This window comes from Methylobacterium sp. WSM2598 (genome assembly GCF_000379105.1).
Classification (GTDB): Bacteria; Pseudomonadota; Alphaproteobacteria; order Rhizobiales; family Beijerinckiaceae; genus Methylobacterium.
Genome location: NZ_KB900609.1, coordinates 761,015 through 782,528 on the forward strand (window position 1 = coordinate 761,015; position 21,514 = coordinate 782,528).

21 protein-coding genes are annotated in these 21,514 nt (G+C 74.0%); 9 read left to right on the top strand and 12 right to left on the bottom strand.

All coding sequences use genetic code 11. The annotated features are described in order from the left end of the window. Positions 1-14: 14 nt before the first annotated feature. The 3 genes from MET2598_RS0103695 to MET2598_RS0103705 all read right to left on the bottom strand — a co-directional run bounded on the left by MET2598_RS0103695 (position 15) and on the right by MET2598_RS0103705 (position 1,277). Positions 15-269, bottom strand: coding sequence for a zf-HC2 domain-containing protein (locus MET2598_RS0103695; RefSeq protein WP_012333696.1), 255 nt, complete (start codon positions 267-269; stop codon positions 15-17). Positions 270-282: 13 nt separating this feature from the next. Further along, entirely contained in the window at positions 283-927 is a 645-nt protein-coding gene (locus MET2598_RS0103700; protein WP_012333695.1) for an RNA polymerase sigma factor, read from the bottom strand. Between the two features lie 92 nt (positions 928-1,019). Beyond that, complete coding sequence (locus MET2598_RS0103705) at positions 1,020-1,277, bottom strand: hypothetical protein (RefSeq protein WP_018259899.1); 258 nt, start codon at positions 1,275-1,277, stop codon at positions 1,020-1,022. A gap of 126 nt (positions 1,278-1,403) precedes the next feature. Between MET2598_RS0103705 and MET2598_RS0103710 the strand changes: the two genes are divergently transcribed. Next, positions 1,404-2,903 carry a carboxypeptidase M32 gene (locus tag MET2598_RS0103710; protein WP_012333693.1) on the top strand — a complete coding sequence of 500 codons (1,500 nt, stop codon included), beginning with the start codon at positions 1,404-1,406 and terminating at the stop codon, positions 2,901-2,903. A gap of 24 nt (positions 2,904-2,927) precedes the next feature. Here MET2598_RS0103710 and MET2598_RS0103715 read toward each other — a convergent pair whose 3' ends face one another. After that, positions 2,928-3,659: a 2-keto-4-pentenoate hydratase gene (locus tag MET2598_RS0103715; protein WP_018259900.1), complete on the bottom strand. Its 732-nt coding sequence runs from the start codon at positions 3,657-3,659 to the stop codon at positions 2,928-2,930. Positions 3,660-3,793: 134 nt separating this feature from the next. Here MET2598_RS0103715 and MET2598_RS0103720 point away from each other — a divergent pair, with 134 nt between their 5' ends. The 7 genes from MET2598_RS0103720 (at position 3,794) to MET2598_RS0103750 (ending at position 11,131) form a co-directional block, all read left to right on the top strand. Next, positions 3,794-4,273 (top strand): hypothetical protein, encoded by a 480-nt coding sequence (locus tag MET2598_RS0103720; RefSeq protein ID WP_018259901.1) that lies wholly within the window; start codon positions 3,794-3,796, stop codon positions 4,271-4,273. A 131-nt stretch (positions 4,274-4,404) separates the two neighbouring features. Next, positions 4,405-5,544, top strand: a complete 1,140-nt coding sequence (locus MET2598_RS0103725; protein WP_018259902.1) for an amidohydrolase/deacetylase family metallohydrolase — start codon at positions 4,405-4,407, stop codon at positions 5,542-5,544. Between the two features lie 85 nt (positions 5,545-5,629). Continuing rightward, entirely contained in the window at positions 5,630-7,231 is a 1,602-nt protein-coding gene (locus MET2598_RS0103730) for an ABC transporter substrate-binding protein (RefSeq protein ID WP_018259903.1), read from the top strand. Between the two features lie 16 nt (positions 7,232-7,247). Further along, entirely contained in the window at positions 7,248-8,189 is a 942-nt protein-coding gene (locus MET2598_RS0103735; protein WP_018259904.1) for an ABC transporter permease, read from the top strand. Further along, positions 8,186-9,097, top strand: coding sequence for an ABC transporter permease (locus MET2598_RS0103740; protein WP_012333687.1), 912 nt, complete (start codon positions 8,186-8,188; stop codon positions 9,095-9,097). Before MET2598_RS0103735 ends, MET2598_RS0103740 begins: the two co-directional genes overlap by 4 nt. Before the next feature lie 70 nt (positions 9,098-9,167). After that, complete coding sequence (locus tag MET2598_RS0103745; protein WP_018259905.1) at positions 9,168-10,157, top strand: ABC transporter ATP-binding protein; 990 nt, start codon at positions 9,168-9,170, stop codon at positions 10,155-10,157. Then, positions 10,154-11,131: an ABC transporter ATP-binding protein gene (locus MET2598_RS0103750; RefSeq protein WP_012333685.1), complete on the top strand. Its 978-nt coding sequence runs from the start codon at positions 10,154-10,156 to the stop codon at positions 11,129-11,131. Before MET2598_RS0103745 ends, MET2598_RS0103750 begins: the two co-directional genes overlap by 4 nt. Before the next feature lie 197 nt (positions 11,132-11,328). On the opposite strand, the gene MET2598_RS0103755 is transcribed toward MET2598_RS0103750, so the two are convergent. Continuing rightward, on the bottom strand, positions 11,329-12,909 hold the full coding sequence (locus MET2598_RS0103755; RefSeq protein WP_018259906.1) for an ABC transporter substrate-binding protein: 1,581 nt from the start codon (positions 12,907-12,909) through the stop codon (positions 11,329-11,331). Between the two features lie 267 nt (positions 12,910-13,176). Between MET2598_RS0103755 and MET2598_RS0103760 the strand changes: the two genes are divergently transcribed. Continuing rightward, positions 13,177-13,374, top strand: coding sequence for a hypothetical protein (locus tag MET2598_RS0103760; protein ID WP_018259907.1), 198 nt, complete (start codon positions 13,177-13,179; stop codon positions 13,372-13,374). A gap of 256 nt (positions 13,375-13,630) precedes the next feature. Here the strand turns inward: MET2598_RS0103760 and MET2598_RS0103765 are convergent, their stop codons facing one another. From MET2598_RS0103765 to MET2598_RS0103800, 7 genes are all read right to left on the bottom strand, one after another. After that, positions 13,631-14,887, bottom strand: coding sequence for a TadG family pilus assembly protein (locus MET2598_RS0103765; RefSeq protein ID WP_012333682.1), 1,257 nt, complete (start codon positions 14,885-14,887; stop codon positions 13,631-13,633). Then, entirely contained in the window at positions 14,884-15,252 is a 369-nt protein-coding gene (locus MET2598_RS0103770; RefSeq protein WP_012333681.1) for a TadE family protein, read from the bottom strand. Before MET2598_RS0103770 ends, MET2598_RS0103765 begins: the two co-directional genes overlap by 4 nt. Positions 15,253-15,648: 396 nt before the next feature. Further along, a complete protein-coding gene (locus MET2598_RS0103780; protein WP_018259908.1) occupies positions 15,649-16,029 on the bottom strand; it encodes a hypothetical protein in 381 nt (126 codons plus the stop codon). A 107-nt stretch (positions 16,030-16,136) separates the two neighbouring features. Continuing rightward, positions 16,137-16,385: a hypothetical protein gene (locus tag MET2598_RS0103785; RefSeq protein WP_012333679.1), complete on the bottom strand. Its 249-nt coding sequence runs from the start codon at positions 16,383-16,385 to the stop codon at positions 16,137-16,139. 119 nt (positions 16,386-16,504) lie between these two features. Continuing rightward, positions 16,505-17,548: a phosphatase PAP2 family protein gene (locus tag MET2598_RS0103790; RefSeq protein ID WP_012333678.1), complete on the bottom strand. Its 1,044-nt coding sequence runs from the start codon at positions 17,546-17,548 to the stop codon at positions 16,505-16,507. A 206-nt stretch (positions 17,549-17,754) separates the two neighbouring features. Next, the gene (locus tag MET2598_RS0103795; protein WP_012333677.1) at positions 17,755-18,069 is read right to left on the bottom strand and encodes a hypothetical protein; all 315 of its coding nucleotides are present in this window, start codon (positions 18,067-18,069) and stop codon (positions 17,755-17,757) included. Positions 18,070-18,354: 285 nt separating this feature from the next. Continuing rightward, positions 18,355-21,423: a GAF domain-containing hybrid sensor histidine kinase/response regulator gene (locus tag MET2598_RS0103800; RefSeq protein ID WP_018259909.1), complete on the bottom strand. Its 3,069-nt coding sequence runs from the start codon at positions 21,421-21,423 to the stop codon at positions 18,355-18,357. Positions 21,424-21,514 lie beyond the last annotated feature (91 nt).

Genomic DNA, 21,514 nt, shown 5'->3' on the forward strand with positions numbered 1-21,514 from the left:
CCGGCCCCGGGGCGTCAGGCGCCCTCGTCGCCGCGGGGCTCCCCACCCAGGACCCGCGCGACGAGGGCCTCCTCCCGGGCCGGGTCGAGGGGCGGCGGCGCGGCGCCGCGCAGCAGGGCGCGGGCGGCCCGCATCTGCGCGAGGAAGCGGCGGCAGGGCGCGCAGGCGGCGAGGTGCAGCCGCACCCGCAGCCGGGTCGGCAGGTCCGCCTCACGGTCGAGCACCGCCCCGGCCCGCTCCGCCACCTCGCGGCATCGCATCATCGGCATCCCCCTGTCCCGGTCACGAGGCACTGCGCAGGGGCGCCTCGCGGGTCAGGCGCTCGAAGGTGGCGCGCACGCGCCACCGCGCCCGGTCGAGCAGCACCCGCTGGCGCGCCTCGCTGAGGCCGAGCAGGCCCTCGGTCTCCCGCGCCCCGAAGCCCTCGACGTCGCGCAGGCGCAGCACCGAGGCCTGGAGCGGCGGCAGCGCGGCGATCGCCGCCTCGACCGCGGCCCAGACCTGCCGCCCCGCCAGCGCCCGCTCCAGATCGACCTCCGACCAGTGCCAGGGCGGCTGGCGCCAGTGCCCGTCGGCCAGGAAGGCGTCGGCGTCGAACCCGTCCTCCTCCGCGTCGGCGGGCGCGAGGTCCGAGAAGGTGGCCGTGCGCCGCCGGGCCCGGGCCGCCTTGCGGGCGAGGTTCACCACGATGCCGGTGAGCCACGTGCGCAGGGCGGAGCGCTCCTCGAAGCCGTCGAGGTTGCGCATCGCGGCGATCCAGGATTCCTGCACCACTTCCTCGGCCGCCTCCGGCGGCAGCCCCGCCCCGCGCGCCACCGCGACGAGGCGGACGTGGTGGCGCCGCACCAGCAGCCGGAAGGCCGCCTCGTCCCGCGCCCGCAGGCGCGGCAGCAGCGCCTCGTCGCTCGGCTCGGTCGCGCTCGCCATCACGCCTCCTCGGACGGCGCCCGCCCCGCGGGGCCGCCCCGTCGCCCCGTCTTCGCCGGACCGGCACGCCGGTTACGGCGATCCGGCAGGCCTCACCGCGCCGGATCGCGGTCCTTCCCCCGGGGCTTCAGGAAATCCGAGACGGCGGCCAGCACCTCCGCGACGGTCTCCTGGGCGAGCCTCAGGGAATCCTGGGCGGTCCGGTAGGCCTGCTGCGCCGCGTAGAGGTCCCGGGCCTGGGCGGCCGAGGCGGCGGCCTTGTGCAGGTCGAGGGCCTTGCGGCCGTGATCGAGGCAGGCGCGCTCGAGGCGGCGCGCCAGATCGAGGGCCGGGCCGGTGGGATCCTCCATGGTCTCGCTCCGCGTCGCGGCCGGGCCCGACCGGGTCGCCGCGCCGCCGCCGGGATGATAGCCAGGGCGGGGCGGGTCGGCGAGCCGGACCCGCGGCGGGTCGGCAGCCAGGGGATCGATCGGGGCATGGACGCATATCGCTCCCTCGCGGAGGGTTTCGGGCGGATCGCGGCGCTGGAGGGCGCCGCGGGCATCCTCGACTGGGATTCCCGCACCCAGATGCCGGACGGGGCCGCGGAGGGCCGCGCCGACCAGCTCGCCGCCCTGCAGGGGCTGATCCACGACCTCCTGACCGCCCCGGCCCTCGACGAGGAGCTCGCCCGGGCCGAGGAGGAGCCCCTCGACCCCGGTGCGCGGGCCAACCTGCGCGAGATGCGCCGGGTGCGCCGGCACGCCGCGGCGGTCCCGCGCGACCTCGTGGAGGCCAATGCCCGCGCGGTGATGCGGGCCGAGATGGTGTGGCGGGAGGCGCGGGCGCGGTCGGATTTCGCCCTGCTCGCGCCCCACCTCGCCGAGGTGCTGCGGCTCCAGCGCGAGATCGGCGCGGCCAAGGGCGCGGCCCTCGGCCTCTCGCCCTACGACGCGCTCCTCGACGCCTACGACCCGGGCCTGCGGCGCGGCCTGATCGAGCCGCTCTTCGCCGAGTTGCGCGCCGTCCTGCCGGGGCTGATCGAGGCCGTCCGCGCGCGCCAGGCGGCGGCCCCGCCCGCGCTGCCGCTCCCGGGCCCCTTCCCGGTGGAGACCCAGCGGGCGGTGGGGCTCGCGCTGATGGGGGCCGCGGGCTTCGACTTCCGGCGCGGGCGCCTCGACGTCAGCCTGCACCCGTTCTGCGGCGGCGCCGCCGACGACGTGCGCATCACCACCCGCTACGACGAGCGCGACGTGATGCGGGCGCTGATGGGCGTGCTGCACGAGACCGGGCACGCGCTCTACGAACAGGGCCGACCGGCGGCGTGGCGGGGCCAGCCGGCCGGGCAGGCCCGCGGCATGAGCCTGCACGAGAGCCAGTCGCTGATCATCGAGATGCAGGCCGGCCGCTCGCCCGAATTCCTGAGCTTCCTCGCCCCCCTGCTCGGCCGGCACTTCGCCGGCGAGGGGCCCGCCTGGAGCGCCGCGAACCTGACCCGCCTCGCGACCGCGGTCTCGCCCGGCCTCATCCGGGTCGATGCCGACGAGGTCACCTATCCGGCCCATATCCTGCTGCGGACGGAGCTGGAGATCGCGATGATCGCGGGCGACCTCGCGGTCGCCGACCTGCCCGAGGCCTTCGCCGCCGGAATGCGCGACCTCCTCGGCCTCGCGGTGCCGAACGATGCCCTCGGCTGCCTGCAGGACATCCACTGGCCGGGCGGCTCCTTCGGCTATTTCCCGACCTACACGCTCGGGGCGATGATGGCCGCGCAGCTCTTCGCGGCGGCCTGCGCGGCGGAACCCGGGATCCGGCCCGGCCTCGCGCGGGGGGATTTCGCGCCCCTCGTCGGCTGGCTGCGCCGCCACGTGCACGAGCGGGCGAGCCTCCTCGACACGCAGGACCTCCTCGTGGCGGCGACCGGCCAGCCGCTCTCCAGCGCGCCGTTCCTGGGCCACCTGCGGCAGCGCTATCTCGGGGAGGCGGACGCCGGGTGAGCCGCGGGGCCGGGAGCCGCGGCGTCAGAAGCGCATCGCCACCGCGCCGATCCCGGCGAGTTCGGCCGCCACCCGCGTCCCCTGCGCGCAGAACAGCATCCCGGTGCAGGAGCCGGTGGTGACGACCTGCCCGGCGCGCAGCGGGCGCCCGCGCGCGGCGGCGTGGTCGGCGAGCCAGGCCAGCAGCCGCCAGACATCCTCCGCCGGGTTGCCGCCCCGCGTCGCGGCCACCGCCCGGCCGTCGACGCTGAGGTCCGCCGCGACGGTGCGCAGGTCGAGCGCCGCCGGATCGAGGCGGGAGGGCGGGCCGAGGATCAGCGCGCCGTGGCTCTGGAGATCGGCGAGCCGCGCGAGCGGGTCGGCCTCCCCCCAGCCGTCGAGGCGCGTCTCCACGACCTCGATCACCGGCAGGACCGCCTCCACCGCCGCCGCCAGTTCGGCCCGCGGGGCCGCGCCGTCGAGGTCGCGCCCGAGCCGCAGCCCGACCTCCGCCTCGATGCCCCGCAGGCGCCACTCCGGCCCGTCGAGCACGGCCCCGCTCCCGCGCAGGCAAGCGGCCGGGCACGGCGCGGCGTTCGGCACCGCCTCCGGATTCGCCGCGCCGACCTTCCAGCCGCCGACGGGACCGAGCCGGGCGGCGACCGCGTCCTGGACGGCGTAGGCGCCGGCCGGATCGGCCGGGGCGACCGCCCGCCAGGGAACCCGCGCGCCGCCGCGGGCCGCGAGGAGGAGATCCGCCACCGTGTCGATGCTCATCGCGGGCCGCTCCGGTCGTGCGCTGCGCGGCCTCCTCCCTGGCGCGGCGCGGGGATCGCGCGCAAGCCCCGGTTCCCCGGCGGCGGCGAGGTGGGATACTCTCCCGCGCGAGCGAGGTCCCGGGGACGCGACGGATGCGACGCTTCCTGAAATTCCTGCACACGATGGGCTCGATCGGCCTGATGGGCGCGATGGCCTGCCTCGTCGCGATGATGAGTGTCGCGCCCTCGCCGCGCTCGCTCGCCGGCTACGCGCTGATGCGCGAGGCGATGGCGGCCGTCTCGACCTGGATCTTCCTGCCCTCGCTGGCGGTGACGCTGGTCGCGGGCCTCCTCGCCATCGCGGCGCACCGGGGCTTCCACGCCGCCGGCTGGGCCTGGGTCAAGCTCGCCACCGGCATCCTGCTCTTCGAGTACGGCTTCGTCGGCGTGCAGGGGCCGATGCAGGAGGAGGCGCGGCGCAGCGCCCGCGCCCTCGCCGGCGAGATCGATCCCGCGACCCTCGCCCAGTCCCTCGGCCCGGAGCGCGGCACGCTCCTGGTGCTGCTCGCCGTCGCGACCGCCAACGTGGTGCTGGGGATCTGGCGCCCGCGCCTGATCCGGCGCCCCGCCTGAGCCGGTTCGGCGGATCACGGACCCGATCCGGGGCCGTCATCCGAGGACAGCGCGCGTCGCGGCGAAGGGATAAGCTGGACAAGAGCGGTCCGCCATGCTCGCTTGAGCGCGGGTTCGACCGAGTTCGTCTGATGGCTCATGAGCTGATCCTGGATGGCGCGCGCGTCATCGACCCCTCCGCCGGGATCGACCGGGTCACCCGCGTCGCCTTCGCGGGCGGCCGCGTGGCCGCCCTGGGCGAGGGCATCGACACGACCGGCTGCCCGGACGTCCGCGACCTGCGCGGCCTCATCGTCGTCCCGGGCCTGATCGACCTGCACACGCACGTCTACTGGGGCGGCACCTCGCTCGGCATCGACGCGGCGCAGTTCGCCCGCGACAGCGGCGTCACCACGGCGGTGGACACCGGCAGCGCCGGCCCGGGCAACTTCCTCGGCTTCCGCAAGCACGTGATCGAGCCCTCGCCGGTCCGCATCCTCGCCTACCTGCACGTGTCCTTCGCGGGCATCTTCGCCTTCTCGAAGAGTATCATGGTCGGGGAGAGCGAGGAGATCCGCCTGATGGCCCCGGCCGAGGCGGCGGCGGTCGCGGAGGCGAACCGCGACGTCGTCGTCGGCATCAAGGTCCGGGTCGGGCTGCACGCCTCCGGCCGCTCGGGCCTGCAGCCCTTCGAGGCGGCGCTCCAGGTCGCCGAGGAGGTCGGCATGCCCATGATGGTGCATATCGATCACCCGCCCCCGAGCTACGAGGAGGTGGTCGAGCGCCTGCGCCCCGGCGACGTGCTGACCCACGCCTTCCGGCCCTTCCCGAACGCGCCCCTCTCCGGCCAGGGCCGGGTGCGCGAGGCCGTGGTGGCGGCGCGCCGCCGCGGCGTGCTCTTCGACATCGGTCACGGCAAGGGCTCCTTCGCCTTCAAGACCGCCCGGGCCATGCTGGCGAACGGATTCCCGCCCGACACGATCTCGTCGGACATCCACACCCTCTGCATCGACGGCCCGGTCTTCGACCAGACCACGACCCTGTCGAAGTTCCTCTGCCTCGGCATGAGCCTGCCGGACGTGATCGCCGCCACGACCGTGAACGCCGCGACGGCCCTGCGGCGGCCCGAACTCGGCTCCCTGCGGCCGGGATCGGTCGGCGACGCCACGATCCTGCGGCTCGACGAGGGCCGCTTCGACTACGTCGACACCACGGGCGAGCACCTCGCCGGCGACCGGCGCCTGACCTCGGCGGGCGTGGTGGTCGGGGGCCGCTGGTGGCATCCCGCTTGAGCTTGGCACGCGCTCTGCTTGCCGAGGAGGCCCGAGACAGCCGGAGCGCGGCGCGAGCCGACGCCCCGAAGGGGAGGTGACCCGCATGGATCGCAGATCGCTGCTGAAGGCAATGGCCGGCGCGGGCGCGCTCGCCGCCGGACCCTCCTTCCCGGCCCCGGCCCTCGCCCAGGGCGCGGCCAAGACCCTGCGCTTCGTCCCGCAGGCGAACCTCGCCAATTTCGACCCGATCTGGGGGACCCAGTACGTGGTGCGCAACGCCGCGGCCCTGGTCTGGGACACGCTCTACGGGGTCGACGCGCAGCTGCGGCCCCAGCGCCAGATGGTCGAATCCGAGACCGTCTCGTCGGACGGGCTGACCTGGACCTTCACCCTGCGGCCGGGCCTGAAGTTCCACGACGGCGAGCCGGTGCGGGCGCGGGACGCGGTGGCGAGCCTCGTGCGCTGGTCGGCCCGCGACCCGATGGGGCTGATGATCCGGGCGATCCAGGCGGAGCTCTCGGCGGTCGACGACCGCAGCTTCCGCTGGGTGCTGACCAAGCCCTACCCGAAGATGCTCCTGGCGCTCGCCAAGAACAACGCGCCCTGCTCCTTCGTGATGCCCGAGCGCATCGCCCAGACCGACCCGTTCAAGCAGATCACCGAGTATGTCGGCTCCGGGCCGATGCGCTTCGCCCGCGACGAGTGGGTGCCGGGGGCGCGGGCGGTGTTCACGCGCTTCGCCGATTACGTCCCGCGCCAGGAGCCGGCCTCCTGGCTCGCGGGCGGCAAGCAGATCGCCTTCGACCGGGTCGAGTGGATCATCATGCCGGACCCGGCCAGCGCCTCGGCGGCCCTGCAGAACGGCGAGGTCGATTGGTGGGAGAACCCGATCGCCGACCTCGTCCCGCTGCTCAAGAAGAACCGCAACATCCAGGTCGACATCGCCGACCCGCTCGGCAACGTCGGCTCGTTCCGGATGAACACGCTGCACCCGCCCTTCAACAACCAGCTGGTGCGCCGCGCGGTCCTGATGGCGATGAACCAGGAGGACTACATGCGGGCGATCGTCGGCGACGACGACGCGCTGTGGAAGCCGCTGCCCGGCTACTTCACGCCCGGGACGCCGCTCTACAACGAGGAGGGCGGCGAGGTGGTCAAGCCCGGCGGCGACCTCGCGGCGGCCAGGAAGCTCCTGGCCGAGAGCGGCTACAAGGGCGAGCCGGTGACCTGCGTGGTGGCGCAGGACCAGCCGATCACCAAGGCGCAGGGCGACGTCACCGCCGACCTGCTCAAGAAGCTCGGCATGAACGTCGACTTCGTGGCGACCGACTGGGGCACCGTCGGCGCCCGCCGCGCCTCCAAGGCGCCGCCCAAGGACGGCGGCTGGAGCATGTTCCACACCTGGCATGCCGGGGCGGATTGCCTGAGCCCGGTCGGCTACACGGCGATCCGGGCCAACGGCGACAAGGCGTGGTTCGGCTGGCCCGACAGCCCGCCGGTGGAGGCCGCGATCACCGGCTGGTTCGAGGCGGCGACGCCGGGGGACGAGAAGGCCGCCATGCGCCGCCTCAACAAGGCCGCCCTCGACTACGTGGTCTACGTGCCGACCGGCTTCTTCCTCACCTACCAGGCGTGGCGGACATCGCTGAGCGGCGTCACCAAGGGCCCCCTGCCCTTCTTCTGGGGCGTGTCGAAATCGGCGTGAACCCGCGGAGACGCGCATGCTGGCCTATGCGGGACGGCGGGTCCTGGCGACGATCCCGGTGATGGTCGTCGTCGCCCTGTTCGTGTTCAGCCTGCTCTACATCGCGCCCGGCGACCCGGCGGCGATCATCGCCGGGGACCAGGCGACGCCCGACGACGTCGCCCGGATCCGGGCGACCCTCGGGCTCGACCGGCCCTTCCTGGTGCGCTTCGGCGAGTGGGCCTGGCAGATCCTGCAGGGGGACCTCGGCACCTCGATCTTCACCGCCCTGCCGGTGACTGCGCTGATCCGCCAGCGCATCGAGCCGACCCTGTCGCTGATGGTCGTGACGCTGGTCCTGTCGATCGCCGTCGCGGTGCCGCTCGGCGTCGCGGCGGCCTGGAAGGCCGGGAGCCTGATCGACCGGCTGGTGATGACGCTGGCGGTGTTCGGCTTCTCGGTGCCGGTCTTCGTGATCTCCTACCTGCTCGCCTACGTCTTCGCCCTCGAACTCGAATGGCTGCCGGTCCAGGGCTACACGCCGCTCTCGGCCGGGTTCTGGCCCTGGCTGCAGAACCTGATCCTGCCGGCGGTCGCCCTCGGCTCGGTCTACATCGCGCTGATCGCCCGGATCGCCCGCGCGACGATGCTCGAAGTGCTGGCGCAGGACTACATCAAGACCGCGACCGCCAAGGGCCTCGGCCGGCGCGCCATCCTGTTCGTGCACGCGCTCAAGAACGCCTCGGTGCCGATCGTCACGGTGATCGGCCTCGGCATCGCGCTCCTGATCGGCGGGGCCGTCGTCACCGAGAGCGTCTTCGTCATCCCGGGGCTCGGGCGGCTCACCGTCGACGCCATCCTGCGCCGCGATTACCCGGTGATCCAGGGCGTCGTGCTGCTGTTCAGCTTCTGCTACGTGCTGGTCAATCTCGGCATCGACCTCGTCTACGTGCTGCTCGACCCGAGGATCCGCTATTGAGCGCGACCGTCGACCCCTCCGGCCCGGTCGCGGCGGCGCCGGACCTGCCCGACCTCTTCCCGCCGGTGCGCCGCCGGGGCGGCCTCCCGGGCCTGATCCGGCGCCACCCGGCGGTGGCGGTCGGCGCGGCGATCCTGCTGCTGATGCTGGCCTGCGCGGTCCTGGCGCCGTACCTGTTCACCGTCGACCCGACCGCCCTGTCGCCGTCGCGGCGCACGCGGCTGCCCTCGGCGCAGTACTGGTTCGGCACCGACATGCTCGGGCGGGACATCTACTCGCGGGTGATCTACGGGGCCCGGGTCTCGCTCCTCGTCGGCTTCGCGGTGGCGGCGCTCGCCTCCGGGATCGGGCTCGCGATCGGCCTCGTCTCGGGCTTCCTGCGGTCGCTCGACGGAATCGTCATGCGGGTGATGGACGGGGTGATGGCGATCCCGCCGATCCTGCTCGCGGTCGCCCTGATGGCGCTCACCCGCGGCTCGGTCGGGAACGTGATCGCGGCGATCACCGTGGCGGAGATCCCGCGCGTCGCGCGCCTCGTGCGCGGGGTGGTCCTGTCCCTGCGCGAGCAGCCCTACGTGGATGCCGCGGTGGCGAGCGGCAGCACCGTGCCGGCGATCATCGGGCGCCACATCCTGCCGGGCACCCTGGCGCCGCTCACCGTGCAGGCGACCTACATCTGCGCCTCGGCGATGATCACCGAGGCGATCCTCTCCTTCATCGGCGCCGGCACCCCGCCGACCACGCCCTCCTGGGGCAACATCATGGCGGAGGGCCGCGCCCTCTGGCAGGTGAAGCCGACGATCGTGTTCTTCCCCGCCCTGTTCCTGTCGCTCACCGTGCTCGCCGTGAACCTCGTCGGCGACGGGCTGCGCGACGCCCTCGACCCGCGCATGGCCAAGCGGCTGTGACGCGCCCGCGCCGGGAGGGCGGCGCGCGGCGGCTCCCCTCCCTCCGATCCTGACCCGCCGCGGAGCCGCCATGGCCCTCCTCGAAGTCGAGAACCTCCGGACCCATTTCCGCACGCCGGACGGCATCAACCGGGCGGTGGACGGGGTGTCGTTCGAGGTCGAGACCGGCGAGACCGTGGCGATCGTCGGCGAATCCGGCTGCGGCAAGTCCGTCACCGCCAACTCGATCCTGCGCCTGATCCCCGAGCGGGTCGGGCGCTCGACCGGGGCGATCCGCTTCGAGGGCCGCGATCTCCTGGCGCTGCCGCCGCGCGCCATGCGGCAGATCCGCGGCAACGCGATCGGCATGATCTTCCAGGAGCCGATGACGAGCCTCAACCCGGTCCTCACCGTGGGCCGCCAGATCGGCGAGACCCTGCGGCTGCACCAGGGCCTCGACCGGCGCCGGGCGGAGGCGCGCGCCGTCGAGATGCTGAGCCTCGTCGGCATCCCGGAGCCGGCCCGGCGGGTGCGGGGCTACCCCCACCAGCTCTCGGGCGGCATGCGCCAGCGGGTGATGATCGCCATGGCGCTCGCCTGCAGCCCGAAGCTCCTGATCGCCGACGAGCCGACCACCGCCCTCGACGTCACCATCCAGGCCCAGATCCTCGACCTGATGCGCGACCTCAAGCGCCGGGTCGGCGCCGCCATCATCCTGATCACCCACGATCTCGGGGTGGTGGCCGAGGTCGCGAGCCGGGTGATCGTGATGTATGCGGGCCGCAAGATCGAGGAGGCGCCGGTCGAGGCCCTGTTCGCGCGGCCGCGCCACCCCTACACGAGGGGCCTGCTCGGCGCGGTGCCGCGCCTCGGCAGCTCCCTCGGCGGGACCCAGACCCGACTCGCCGAGATCCCCGGGCAGGTGCCGAGCCTCAAGAGCCGCATCACCGGCTGCGTCTTCGCGGGGCGCTGCCCCGCCGTGACCGATCTGTGCCGGGCGGTGGCGCCGGCGATCGCCCCCAAGGCGCCCGGCCACCTCGCCGCCTGCCACCACGCCCCCGCGGAGGCGGCCGCCGCATGAAGCCGCCGCTCCTCGCAGTCAACGACCTCACCAAGCACTTTCCCCTGCGCCGGGGCGCGGTGCGGGCGGTCGACGGCGTCAGCTTCACGCTGGAGCGCGGCGAGACCCTGTCGATCGTGGGCGAATCCGGCTGCGGAAAATCGACCGTCGGCCGCACGATCCTGCGCCTGACCGACGCCACCTCGGGCCAGGTGGTGCTCGACGGCCAGCGCATCGACGACCTCTCGGCGGGCGCGATGCGGCCGCTGCGGCGGCGCATCCAGGTGGTGTTCCAGGACCCGTTCTCCAGCCTCAACCCGCGCATGCGGGTGCGGGAGATCCTGGCCGAGCCGCTGCGCAATTTCGGCCTCGCGCGGAGCGGCCGCGACCTCGACGCCCGGATCTCCGCCCTCCTCGACCTCGTGCGCCTGCCGAAGGATGCGGGCGCGCGCTACCCGCACGAATTCTCCGGCGGCCAGCGCCAGCGCATCGGCATCGCGCGGGCGCTCGCCCCCGAGCCGGCGCTGATCGTCTGCGACGAGGCGGTCTCGGCCCTCGACGTCTCGGTCAAGGCGCAGGTGGTGAACCTGCTGCAGGACCTGCAGCGGGATCTCGGCCTCGCGCTGCTGTTCATCAGCCACGACCTCGCGATCGTCGAGCACATGACGCACCGGGTCGCGGTGATGTATCTCGGCCAGATCGTCGAGATCGCCGCGCGGGCCCGCATCTTCGCGGCTCCCAAGCACCCCTACACCGCGGCGCTGCTCTCGGCGGTGCCGGTGCCCGAGCCTGGCGCCGCCCGCGACCGCATCGTGCTGAAGGGCGACGTGCCGAGCCCGATCGACCCGCCGCCGGGCTGCCGCTTCCACACCCGCTGCCCCTTCGCGTTCGAGCGCTGCCGGCGCGAGGTGCCGCGGATGCGCCGGATCGCCCCCGACCAGGAGGCCGCCTGCCACCTCCACGACCGGCCCGCGGCGGAGAACCCGCTGGCCTGATCCGGGATCCGGTTGATCGCAGCGGATGACAAGCCCGCGCGGCGCTTGAGCGACGCCCACATCCGCCATCCCGAAGGGATCTGGCGGATCGGGGATGAGGGGGTCCGGTCGCCGTCGTCCGGGGCGAGCGGACCGGTCCCGCAGGCCGCCGAGGGCCGGCCGAGCCGTCCGCGCGACGACGTGCCGATCTCCCGCGCCTACCCGCCCCGCCGCAGGTTGGTGAACAGGGGCAGCCCGGTGAGCATCCCGGTCAGCTCCGACCGGTAGGCCGTCGGCTGGACGTAGCGGCCGCAGGGAATGTAGGCGCCGACCGCGAGGGCGCGGGCCTGGATCTTCGCCGCGATCGCCTGCTGGGCGGCGAGGTCGGGCGCCGCGAACCACGCGTCGCGGAGCTCCTCCAGCGGGGCGTCGGTGAGCCAGCTCGGCACGCCGGCCCGGCCGATGCCGCGGGTCGCGAGGTGGTAGGCCGGCGAGAGGTGATCGAGCCCGCCGGAGAAGATGCCGAACAGGCTCCAGCCGCCCTGGTCCAGGGGCTTCGGGTTGAGGATGCGCTGGTTGACCGTGCCCCAATCGGTGGCGACGTAGTCGAGGGCGACGCCGAGCCGGCGGCAGACCTCCGCCATGACCTCGCAGACCGCGTTGATCCGCGGCACGTCCGTGCCGGCGAGGAGCACCACCGGCTCGCCGCGGTAGCCGGCCGCTTCCAGTTCGCGCCGGCTGCGGGCGATGTCGCGGGGACCGGTCAGGATCTCCATCCCGGCCTCGGAGGCCATCGGCCCGCCCGGCGTGAAGATGCCGGCCGGCCCGTGCAGGATCGCCGGATCGGTGCCGGCCACCGCGTCCATCATCTCGGTCTGGTCGACCGCCCCCAGGAAGGCCCGGCAGATGGCCGGGTCGTCGAAGGGCGGCTGCAGGTGGTTGAAGCGGATCTGCCCGATCAGCCCCGCCGGCTCGACCACCGCCACCGTGACGCCCCGGGCGCGCGCGAGCTGCGGCACGAGGTCGATCGCGGGCTGCTCGATCCAGTCGACCTCGCCGGCCCGCAGCGCGCTCGCCGCGGTGGCGGGATCGGGCATGGTGCGCCACTCGACCCGCTCGAAATGGGCGATCCGCGGCCCGGCCGTGAAGCTCGCCTCGCCCCCCTCCCGCGGCCGGTACTCGGCGAAGCGACGGTAGACCGCGAGCGCCCCCGGGACCCGCTCCTGCGCGACGAAGCGGTAGGGACCGCTGCCGACCATCTCCGGCACCGCGCTCGTCGCGGGCGTCGCGGCGAGGCGCTCGGGCATGATGACCGGCACGTAGGAGGTCGGCTTGGCCAGCGCCTGGGGCAGCAGCGGGAAGGGCCGCCTCATGCGGAACTGCACCACGCGGTCGGAGGGCGCCGAGATCTCGTCCAGGGCCGCGAAGAGCGCACCGCCGAAGGCGTCCCGCACGGCCCAGCGCCTGAGGCTCGCCACCGCGTCGCGGGCGAGGACCGGGCTGCCGTCGTGGAAGCGCAGGCCCTCCCGCTGGGTCAGCCGCCAGAGGCGCCCGTCGGCCTCGACCTCGTGCCCCGCCACCATCTGGGGCTGAGGCCGGAACTGCGCGTCGGTCCCGTAGAGCGTGTCGAAGACCAGGAGCGCGTGCGTCCGCGTGACGTAGTTCGTGGTGATGATCGGGTCGAGCAGCGCCAGGTCGGCGTAGGGCACGAAGCGCAGCGTCGTCTCGCTCGCCGCGCGGGCGAGGGCCGGACAGGCCAGGGCGGCGCCCCCGAGTGTCAGGACTTGGCGTCGGTTCATGCGGGACCCCTCCGGTGCGCGGCGGGGTTTGCAAGAGGGGGGCCAGCGATCCGCCTCCGCCCGCGCCGCGCGGCTGGTCGCGACGCGCCCGGCACCATCCTGGGACTGCGGCGGCGGCGCCGCGAGGCCGTGAGGCGGTCGGGCCGGTGACGGGCGGCCCCTCCGCCGGCGGCTGGCGTGGCCGGCGCGACGCCCGTCCGCCGTCCATCACGGCCACTAGCCATCTCGCCGCATTGGACCCGCGGCGCCGGCCTCCATATCCGGGTCATGGACGCGCACGGGCAGCATTGCTTCACGCTGGAGATCCGGCCCAGCCGCGATGCGGCGGGCCATTACACCTGGGCGATTCGCGACCACGGCAAGCTCTACCGCCGGTCGGACCGGCCGCACCGATCCGAGGCGGAGGCGCGCGAGGTCGCCGAGGCCGAACTCGCGCGCCTGATGGCGAGGCACTCGGTCGCCTGAGCGGCGGGGCGGCTGTCCCTCTCTCCCGTCCGTTCAGCGCGGAGGGACGCTCCGCGCGCCGAGAGCATCTTGCAACTCGTGCTCCCCGCTGCGGCCGGTTCGGGACCGGTCCGGCCCCGGATCCCGCGGCCGGGCACCCGGACGGAGACGCAGGGGCAGAGGGCCGCCGGGCGAGTTCACCATGCGGAGGTCGGCTCCGCTCGGGCGCCGCGCGGGCTTGGGATCCGGGATCCGCTGCGATCAAGCGGATCCCGGATCACTCCACCAGGCCCGAACTGTACTTGAAGCCCGCGGGCAGGACGTCCGAATAGACGTCGAAGTTGAACGTGACCGATCCGTTGTAGTTGACCCGCCCGGCGATGACGTAGCCGCTCTTGGCGACGTCGCTGACGGTGCCGGAGCCGGTCATGCTCAGTGTCGCGCTGGGCAGGTAGATCGTCCCGTCGAGCAGGATGTCGGGGCTGCCGCGCACCACGCTCGTGGTCGTCGCCGAGGCGCTGCGGGATTGGAAGATCAGCAAGCCCCGATAGGGGCCGGTGCTCGGCGCCTTCAGGTTCACCGTCCCGGAGGCCGCGAATTTCAGGGTGGAGGTCGCGTCGAGGAAGATCGTCACTCCCGATCCCGCCAAGGACGCGTTCTGCAGCAATTCGACAGTGGCGTTCTTGAAATAGTACAGGCCAGGCTGCAGGTTGAAATTGCCGTTTCCGTTCAGCGTGATCTTGCCGCAATAGGTGACGTTCGAGGGAAGCGTCATGCCGGAGCCGGTGTTGAGGCCGTTGTAGTAGCAGCCGGCGGTGGGTGGGGCGGGCTCGGGGATGTCCGCCAGGGGATCGGCGGCGGGAAGGCACCGGGTGATCGGCACGGGACTGAAGCTCGATCCGGAATAGCCCCCGGTGATGCAGAAGCTGCGGGCCTGGGCGGTGCTGTTGTTGCCGGTGGTGGCGGCCGAGGCGGAGGTGGAATTCACCTGCACGCCGCAATTCGGCACCGAGAGGCGGCCCGTCCCCGAGACGCTGAGGGCGCCCGAGGCCGAGGGGTCGAGGACCAGGAAGCAGTAGGCCGGCGAGAACCGCACCGCCACCGCGCTGGCCGAGAGGTCGGGCGTCGCCCAGCCGAGCGCCCGCGCGAAGCCGGTGATGACCGGGTTGCCGCGCGCCTCGCTGCGGGAGGCGGTGACCTGCACGGCGTTGGCCGGCGTAGCGCCGGCCGTGAAGGTCCGCGTGGCCGAATCGTAGCTGCCGAACTGGACGTCGGCGGCCGTCGTCACCGAACCGGCGCCCGCCCCGGCATTGTCCGCCGCGATCGCGAGGGCCCGGCTCAGGGCCGTGCCCGTGTCGGGCAGGACGGCCACGGCCGCCAGGGAGGCGGCATCGGCCGTCACCTTGAGCCGCTGCTTGACCATCTGCAGGGTGGAGAGATCGATCGCCAGGGCGGCGACGCCGAGCCCGACCGGCGACAGCAGGCTCGCCAGCACGGTGATCTGACCGGCGCGGTCGCGGAAGAAGTGCCTCATGAGCCGGGCTCCTGCTGCATGCTGACCCGGGCGTGCAGGACGACGCTGCCATAGGCCCAGTTCAGGAGCGTGGTGGGGGTCGCCGCCGCGGCCGAGAAGGCGACGTCCGTCGTGAAGCGGTTGTTGGCCGGGTCGCCCGGCGCGGTCTGGGTGACGCTGATCGTGGTCCCGGCCGCGACCCAGGCCGGGAGCTGGCGAATCACCGCGTCCGACGCCTGGGCGGCGCTGATCCGGTTGGTGGCGAGCTGGCGCGTCACGTCGCGCGCGGCACTCTCGGCGCTGTTGAGCGTGTACACGATCAGCCCGAACTCGATCAGGCCGAAGGCGAGCACGATCAGCGCGGGCGTGAGCAGGGCGAACTCCACGGAGTTGCTCCCGTCCTGACTGCGCAAGAAATGTCTTCGAAGGAGCATGACGGGCCGGCCGCAAATTAGACCAGCTGAGGCTAGGCTTCCGGTCCTAACTTTCGATTGATACTGATCGTCCAACTCATCGCGTTCGTCACGGACAATTTTATTGCAATTTGACTGATAAAGGCTGAGTGCGACCGGCGTGGCGGCGGCGGTTCGCGCGCCGCGCGGGAGGGCGGGTCGGCGCAGGCGGGATCCATCCTCGAGCGGGACGGCGACCGGTGCCACCCGGGCCCCGCGCCAGCGCGAGGCGGGCCCCGCGCCAGCGCGAGGCGGGCCCCGCGCCAGCGCGAGGCGGGCCCCGCGCCGCCGGCGCCGGGCGGGCGCGCCATCGACGCCGGGCGCGGGCGCTCAGGCGCCCCGACGCGCCGCCCAGCCGGCCGCCGCGAGCGCCGCGCGCCCGAGCAGGACGCCGAGGATCGCCCCCGCGCTGCTGGCCGCGAAGTCAATCACCTGCGGGGTCCGGCCCGGAACCCAGATCTGCCCGACTTCGAGCAGGCCCGCGAGGCCGACCAGGCCGGCGCTCAGCGGGGCGCGGCGGATGTGCGGGTAGGCGGTAGCCAGGAGCGCCGCCGCCCCGCAATAGGCGATGACGTGCTCGATCTGGCCGAGCAGGCCGGTGCGGATCTCCCACTCGCGCGGGATCCACGAGAGCCAGACGATCAGGACGACACAGAACCAACTGGCGAGACGGAGCGCGCTGAGACAGGCGCGGAGGGTGTGCTGAGACATGGATTGCCCGTAGCAAGGCGCGTGCGAGGGCGCGAGCGCAACTCGTGGTGTGCCGCGCTCGCGCGGCCGACCCCGCCCGCCCACGCGGCGGTCAATGGCGTCGCTCATCAAACTCCGCCGCCGCCGCCGCCGGATCCGCGCGATTGCGTGAAGATGTCGACGATCTGGAAGGCCGAGATCCGGAAGGTCATGCCCGCCTGCTGCGACCCGACCGCGATCGGGTCCTTCGGCGTCAGCTCGCCCAGGCCGAAATCGGAGTAGCTTCGGCCGCCGACGGCGCGGTCGAGCACGTCGTCGGGAAGGTCGTCGGCCAGGGCCGCGATGGTGCGTCCCGGATCGGTGTCGCGGCGGGTCATGCGCGCCTCCTCGGTGATCGAGAGTCTCCCTGGCGCCCATCCGACACGGGCGCGCCGCCGGCTTCCGTGCGGTCGCGCACGGCGCGGCGGCCCCTCGGTCCGGGGGGACGCCGGCGGGATCAGGCGCGCTCCCGGCGCGGCACGATGCGGGAGAGTGCGCTCGGGATCAGCCGGCCGGCGGCCTCGGTGGGCGCGGCCGGCCGGCGGGCCAGGACGAGACGGGCGAGCAGCGCGCCGCCCACGGCCGCGCCGGCCAGCAGGTCGGGCAGGTAATGCCCGCCCGCGCTCAGCGTCGCCAGCACGACGGCCGCGTTCACCAGGATCGCCGGCTTTCCCAGGCCCGGCACCGGCGCGAGCGCCCAAGCGGTGATCAGCGCGAGGCTGACGTGGAACGACGGAAAGGTGACGAGGCCGCGCATGTCCTGCAGCGCGATCACCCGCAGGCTGCCCGCGCGCAGCTGCGCGAGGGGGTGGAGGTGCCAGAGGGCGCCCACGGTCTCGACCGAATCCGGATCCGGCGGGGCGAGGCCGTAGGCGGCGTAGGGGCCGACCGCCGGCAGCAGGGCCGAGACGGCGACCGCGCAGGCCAGCGCGGCGCAGAACAGGCGCACGAAGGCCCAGAGCCGGCCCATGCGGCGGGTCGCCGCGAGCACGATCACCACCAGGGCGATCTGCGGACCGCTCGAATGGTAGGCGAGCGCGAGGGCCCGCGCGACGGCGGGGTGGCGCTCCACCAGCGCCACGTGCGCGCGCCAGTCGAAGCCGAGCGCCGCCTCGGCCCGCATGAGCACGGGGTCGGCGAGGGGACGCCCCAGCGTGGCGGCGAGGTAGTGGAGCAGGCCGAGCGCCGCCGTGCCGGCCATCAGGCCGGCCGAGGCGAGCGCCATGCCGCGCAGGGCGGGATGCGAGGTCGCCCGGCTCCAGAACAAAGCGCCGAGGAGCAGCACCGCCACGAGGCCGGCGAGCCCCCCGAAACCCGCCGGGTCGAGGGCGATCCCGGCCGCCCACAGCCACGCCCCGTCGACTGCCAGGAGCGCGGCGATCAACGCCCACAGGAGCGGATCGGGCGCGGCGAGCGGCCGCGTGACCCACCGCAAGCCCTCGACGATCCGGGCGCCCCGCCGTGTCCGCCGTTCCTCGTGCCGGAATCGCTGCCGCGTCATGGGCCCGCTGCTCGTCCGCGCAACCTCGCGCGGGCAGTCTTACGCGCGAGGCCGCGCTTGGTTCGTGGGTGCGGGCCGGATCCCCGGCGGGCAGTGCGCGCCGCGTGCGGGCGCCCCGCTTCGCCGGATGAGGCCGCTCGGCCCGGCACGGGCGGGTGCATCGTCGGCACGCGTCCGGGACGCCGCCCCCCCGCCGAGACGGGCGGCTACCGGTGCGCGCCGAGCGCCGCGAGCGCGCGCGTCAGCCGTTCGGCCTGCTGCTGCCACTGGTCGCGGGCGCGGCGGAGCTCCTCCACCATCTCGCGCAGGCCCCCGATCTCCGCCTCCGCGGCGGCGAGCCGGAGGCGCAGCGCGACCGCGTCGGCCCGCTGCGCCTCCTGGTCGAGAGGATTGTCCGGCGGCGCGGCGCGCGGGTAGACCCGCTGCAACTCGGCGGGCGCGATGCGGAATTCCCCGTCCTCGCGACGCTGCGCGGCGAGCCGGCCCGCGCTGATCGCCCGCCAGATGGCGGACCGGCTCACCCCCGCCCTCCTGGCCGCGTCCTGAAGGCTGAGCCCCGTCATGCCGCCGCTCCCCGCCGCTGCGCCCCACCACCGCCCTCGTGCGGAACGGGACCGCGTCTTGCAAGCCCGGCGGGCGCCGCATGGGCCGACCGTGAGGGCCGACCGTGACGCGTCCCTCCCCGCGCGGCGGCGCCCAGGACCGCGATCGGCGACGCCGCTCTGCCGTCGACGGCGAACGAAGCCGACGCCTCGGGACGACGATTCGACAACGGAACCGACGGTCGTTTCCCGTGACCGTCGGGATCAGCCCTGGCCGGAGATGAGGTCCTTGATGCGGCTCGCGAGCGTGTCCATGACGAACGGCTTGGTCAGGATCGCCATGCCGGCCTCCTGCAGCCCCCGGCCGATCGCCGCCGATTCCGCGTAGCCCGTGATGAACAGCACCCTGAGGTCCGGGCGGGTGACCCGGGCCGCGTCGGCGACCTGCCGGCCGTTCATGCCGCCGGGCAGCCCCACATCGGTGATCAGGAGGTCGATGCGCGCGCCGGATTGCAGCACCTTCAGGCCCGACGGCCCGTCCGCCGCCTCGATGGCGACGTAGCCGAGATCCTCCAGCACCTCGGTGACGAGCATGCGCACGCTCGGCTCGTCGTCGACGATCAGCACCGTCTCGCCCTGCCCGGCCCGGGGGGCGACGGCGAGGGCGGGCGAGGCTTCGGGCGCCTCCGCCTCGCCGCGGTGCCGCGGCAGGTAGAGGCCCATCGTCGTGCCCTGGCCGAGGGTGGAGGCGATCCGCACCTGCCCGCCGGATTGCCGGACGAAGCCGTAGATCATCGACAGGCCGAGCCCCGTGCCCTCGCCGAGGGGCTTCGTCGTGAAGAACGGGTCGAAGACTTTGGTCATCACGTCGGGCGGCATGCCGGTGCCGGTATCCGTCACGCACAGGAGCAGGTACTCGCCCGCCGGGACATCGAGCGGGCGGGCCGCCTCCTCGTCGAGCCAGGCATTGGAGGTCTCGATCGTGATGCGGCCCCCGTCCGGCATCGCGTCGCGGGCATTGATGCACAGGTTCAGCAGCGCGTTCTCGAGCTGGCTCGGATCGACCAGGATCGGCCAGAGGCCGTCCCCGGCCAGGATCTCCAGGGCGATCGCCGGGCCGATGCTGCGCCGGATCAGCTCCTCCATGCCCGCCACGAGCCGGTTCACGTCGGTGGGCTTGGGGGCGAGGGTCTGGCGGCGCGAGAAGGCGAGGAGCCGGTGAGTGAGCGCCGCGGCGCGCTTGGCGGCCCCCTGCGCCGCCTCGATGTAGCGGTCGAGCTCGCCCGTCCGGCCCTGCGCCACGCGCGTCTGCAGCAATTCGAGGGAGCCGGCGATGCCGGTGAGCAGGTTGTTGAAGTCGTGGGCGAGGCCGCCGGTGAGCTGGCCCACCGCCTCCATCTTCTGAGCCTGCCGGAGCGCCTCCTCGGTCTTGGCCAGGGCCTCGCCCTGGGCGCGCTGGACGGTGATGTCCCGGCCGACCGCGTGGATCAGCCCCTCGTCCGGCACCGCGGTCCAGGACAGCCAGCGGTAGCTGCCGTCCCGGTGCCGGTAGCGGTTGACGAAGCGCAGCGTCGTCAGCCCCTCGGAGAGCCGGCCGACCTCCTCCCGCGTCGCCTCCCTGTCCTCCGGGTGGACGAAATCCGTGAACCGGCCGCCCACGAGGTCGTCCTCGCGCCAGCCGAACAGGGTCGTCCAGGCCGGGTTCACGGCCGTGATCGTGGCGTCGAAGCGGGCCACCAGCATCACGTCGGTCGAGAGCCGCCACATGCGGTCCCGGTCGGCGGTGCGCTCGGCGACCTGCGTCTCCAGGGTCTCGTTGAGGCGGCGCAGCGCCTCCTCGGCGTCGAGGCGCCGCAGCACCGCGCCCGCCGTGCGCGCGAGCGCCTCCAGCGTCGCGACCTCGCCCTCGGGCGGCCGATGGACCTCCGGCCAGTAGGCGCCGATGGCGGCGGTCGCCTCGCCGTCCGCCAGGATCGGCACCATCACGAGACTGCGCACGAAGGTGGGCGTGTAGAGATCCTGCGGCACGCGGGAATCCGCGCGCACATCCGCCACGATCGCGGTCCGGCGGTTGAGCATGGCCCAGCCCGAGATGCAGGAGACGAGCGGGAAGCGGCGTCCCTTCCAGAGCGGCTGCACCGCGTCCTCGATGGCGTAGAAGCACTGCTCGCCCCGGCGCAGCACGACCGTGACGCCGTCCGCCCCCGACAGGCGCCGCGCCGCGGCCCCCACGATCTCCATCAGCTCGCCCAGCGTGCGCGCCGCGGGCGCGCGCTCGATCGCCTCGGCGAGGATCTCCAGCCGCGCGTTGCGCTCCTGGACCATGCGCTCGGCCCGGGCCCGCTCGACGGCGGCCCAGGTGCGCTCGGCCACCTCCCCGACCAGCGACACGTCGTCGGCCGACCAGGGCCGGGCCTCGACCGAGTGGACGAAGAGGACGGCCGAGAGGCGCCCGGCCTTGACCAGCGGCACGACGATCTGCGCCCGGACGGCGAGGCGCGCGTGGGCCGCCTCCGAGGATTGGCCGGCGGTCCGGGGATCGCTGCGCATGTCCTCGAACACGACCGTCCGGCCGGCCAGGAAATCCGCCAGGAAGGCGGAGGCGTAGCGGGTCATGTCGTGCTGGCCGGCGATGGAGGCGACGCCCTGCGCGCACCAATCCTGCGCGATGGTCAGGCGCGGGGCGCCGTCCGCGTCGCTCACCTCGCCGTAGCCGACGCGGTCCGCGCCGAGATGGAGGCCGAGGCTGCGGGTCGCGGCCTCCCGCACGGCGAGCGGGTCGGCGAGGTCGCGCAGCGCGTCGGCGAGCCCGGCCAGGAAGGCCTCGCGGCGCTCCGCCCGCACGCGCTCGCTGGTCTCGACCACGATGGCGACGACCCCGGCGGGCCGGCCGCGCTCGTCGAGGATCGGCGAGTAGTCCAGGTCCATCCAGACCTGCTCGGGCCGGCCGTAGCGGTGCAGGGTCAGTTCCTGGTTCTTGTAGGCGAGCGTGCCGCCGGAGAGCCCCACCTTCATGACGTGGTCGTTGAAATCGGCGACCTCGGGCCAGCCCTCGCGCACCTTGGAGCCGAGGAGCTGCGGGTGCCGTCCCCCGGCGAAGACCGAGTAGGCGTCGTTGTAGATCATGATGCCGTCCTCGCCCCACAGCATCACGATGGGCACGGGCGAGAGCAGCACGATCCCGACCGCGGTGCGCAGGCTCTGGGGCCAGGTTTCGAGGGGCCCGAGGGGAGTCGCCGCCCAATCGTGGGCGCGCACGAGCGCGCCGAGTTCGCTGCCACCCGGGATGAAGGGGTGGTCGGGCGGCTCGGGCGGCAGGCTGCAGGCGTTCACGCCGATACTCCTCACGGTCTCGCGAGGAGCACTGTGACACGTTCGTGGTCGCAACGCGGCAGCGTGCAACCGAGTCGCGCCCGAGCCACCG

What these genes read in the sequence shown, in the direction of transcription:
- MET2598_RS0103695 (WP_012333696.1), bottom strand. Translation starts at nt 269, where the DNA reads ATGCCGATGATGCGATGCCGCGAGGTGGCGGAGCGGGCCGGGGCGGTG.
- MET2598_RS0103700 (WP_012333695.1), bottom strand. Translation starts at nt 927, where the DNA reads ATGGCGAGCGCGACCGAGCCGAGCGACGAGGCGCTGCTGCCGCGCCTG.
- MET2598_RS0103705 (WP_018259899.1), bottom strand. Translation starts at nt 1,277, where the DNA reads ATGGAGGATCCCACCGGCCCGGCCCTCGATCTGGCGCGCCGCCTCGAG.
- MET2598_RS0103710 (WP_012333693.1), top strand. Translation starts at nt 1,404, where the DNA reads ATGGACGCATATCGCTCCCTCGCGGAGGGTTTCGGGCGGATCGCGGCG.
- MET2598_RS0103715 (WP_018259900.1), bottom strand. Translation starts at nt 3,659, where the DNA reads ATGAGCATCGACACGGTGGCGGATCTCCTCCTCGCGGCCCGCGGCGGC.
- MET2598_RS0103720 (WP_018259901.1), top strand. Translation starts at nt 3,794, where the DNA reads ATGCGACGCTTCCTGAAATTCCTGCACACGATGGGCTCGATCGGCCTG.
- MET2598_RS0103725 (WP_018259902.1), top strand. Translation starts at nt 4,405, where the DNA reads ATGGCTCATGAGCTGATCCTGGATGGCGCGCGCGTCATCGACCCCTCC.
- MET2598_RS0103730 (WP_018259903.1), top strand. Translation starts at nt 5,630, where the DNA reads ATGGATCGCAGATCGCTGCTGAAGGCAATGGCCGGCGCGGGCGCGCTC.
- MET2598_RS0103735 (WP_018259904.1), top strand. Translation starts at nt 7,248, where the DNA reads ATGCTGGCCTATGCGGGACGGCGGGTCCTGGCGACGATCCCGGTGATG.
- MET2598_RS0103745 (WP_018259905.1), top strand. Translation starts at nt 9,168, where the DNA reads ATGGCCCTCCTCGAAGTCGAGAACCTCCGGACCCATTTCCGCACGCCG.
- MET2598_RS0103750 (WP_012333685.1), top strand. Translation starts at nt 10,154, where the DNA reads ATGAAGCCGCCGCTCCTCGCAGTCAACGACCTCACCAAGCACTTTCCC.
- MET2598_RS0103755 (WP_018259906.1), bottom strand. Translation starts at nt 12,909, where the DNA reads ATGAACCGACGCCAAGTCCTGACACTCGGGGGCGCCGCCCTGGCCTGT.
- MET2598_RS0103760 (WP_018259907.1), top strand. Translation starts at nt 13,177, where the DNA reads ATGGACGCGCACGGGCAGCATTGCTTCACGCTGGAGATCCGGCCCAGC.
- MET2598_RS0103765 (WP_012333682.1), bottom strand. Translation starts at nt 14,887, where the DNA reads ATGAGGCACTTCTTCCGCGACCGCGCCGGTCAGATCACCGTGCTGGCG.
- MET2598_RS0103780 (WP_018259908.1), bottom strand. Translation starts at nt 16,029, where the DNA reads ATGTCTCAGCACACCCTCCGCGCCTGTCTCAGCGCGCTCCGTCTCGCC.
- MET2598_RS0103785 (WP_012333679.1), bottom strand. Translation starts at nt 16,385, where the DNA reads ATGACCCGCCGCGACACCGATCCGGGACGCACCATCGCGGCCCTGGCC.
- MET2598_RS0103790 (WP_012333678.1), bottom strand. Translation starts at nt 17,548, where the DNA reads ATGACGCGGCAGCGATTCCGGCACGAGGAACGGCGGACACGGCGGGGC.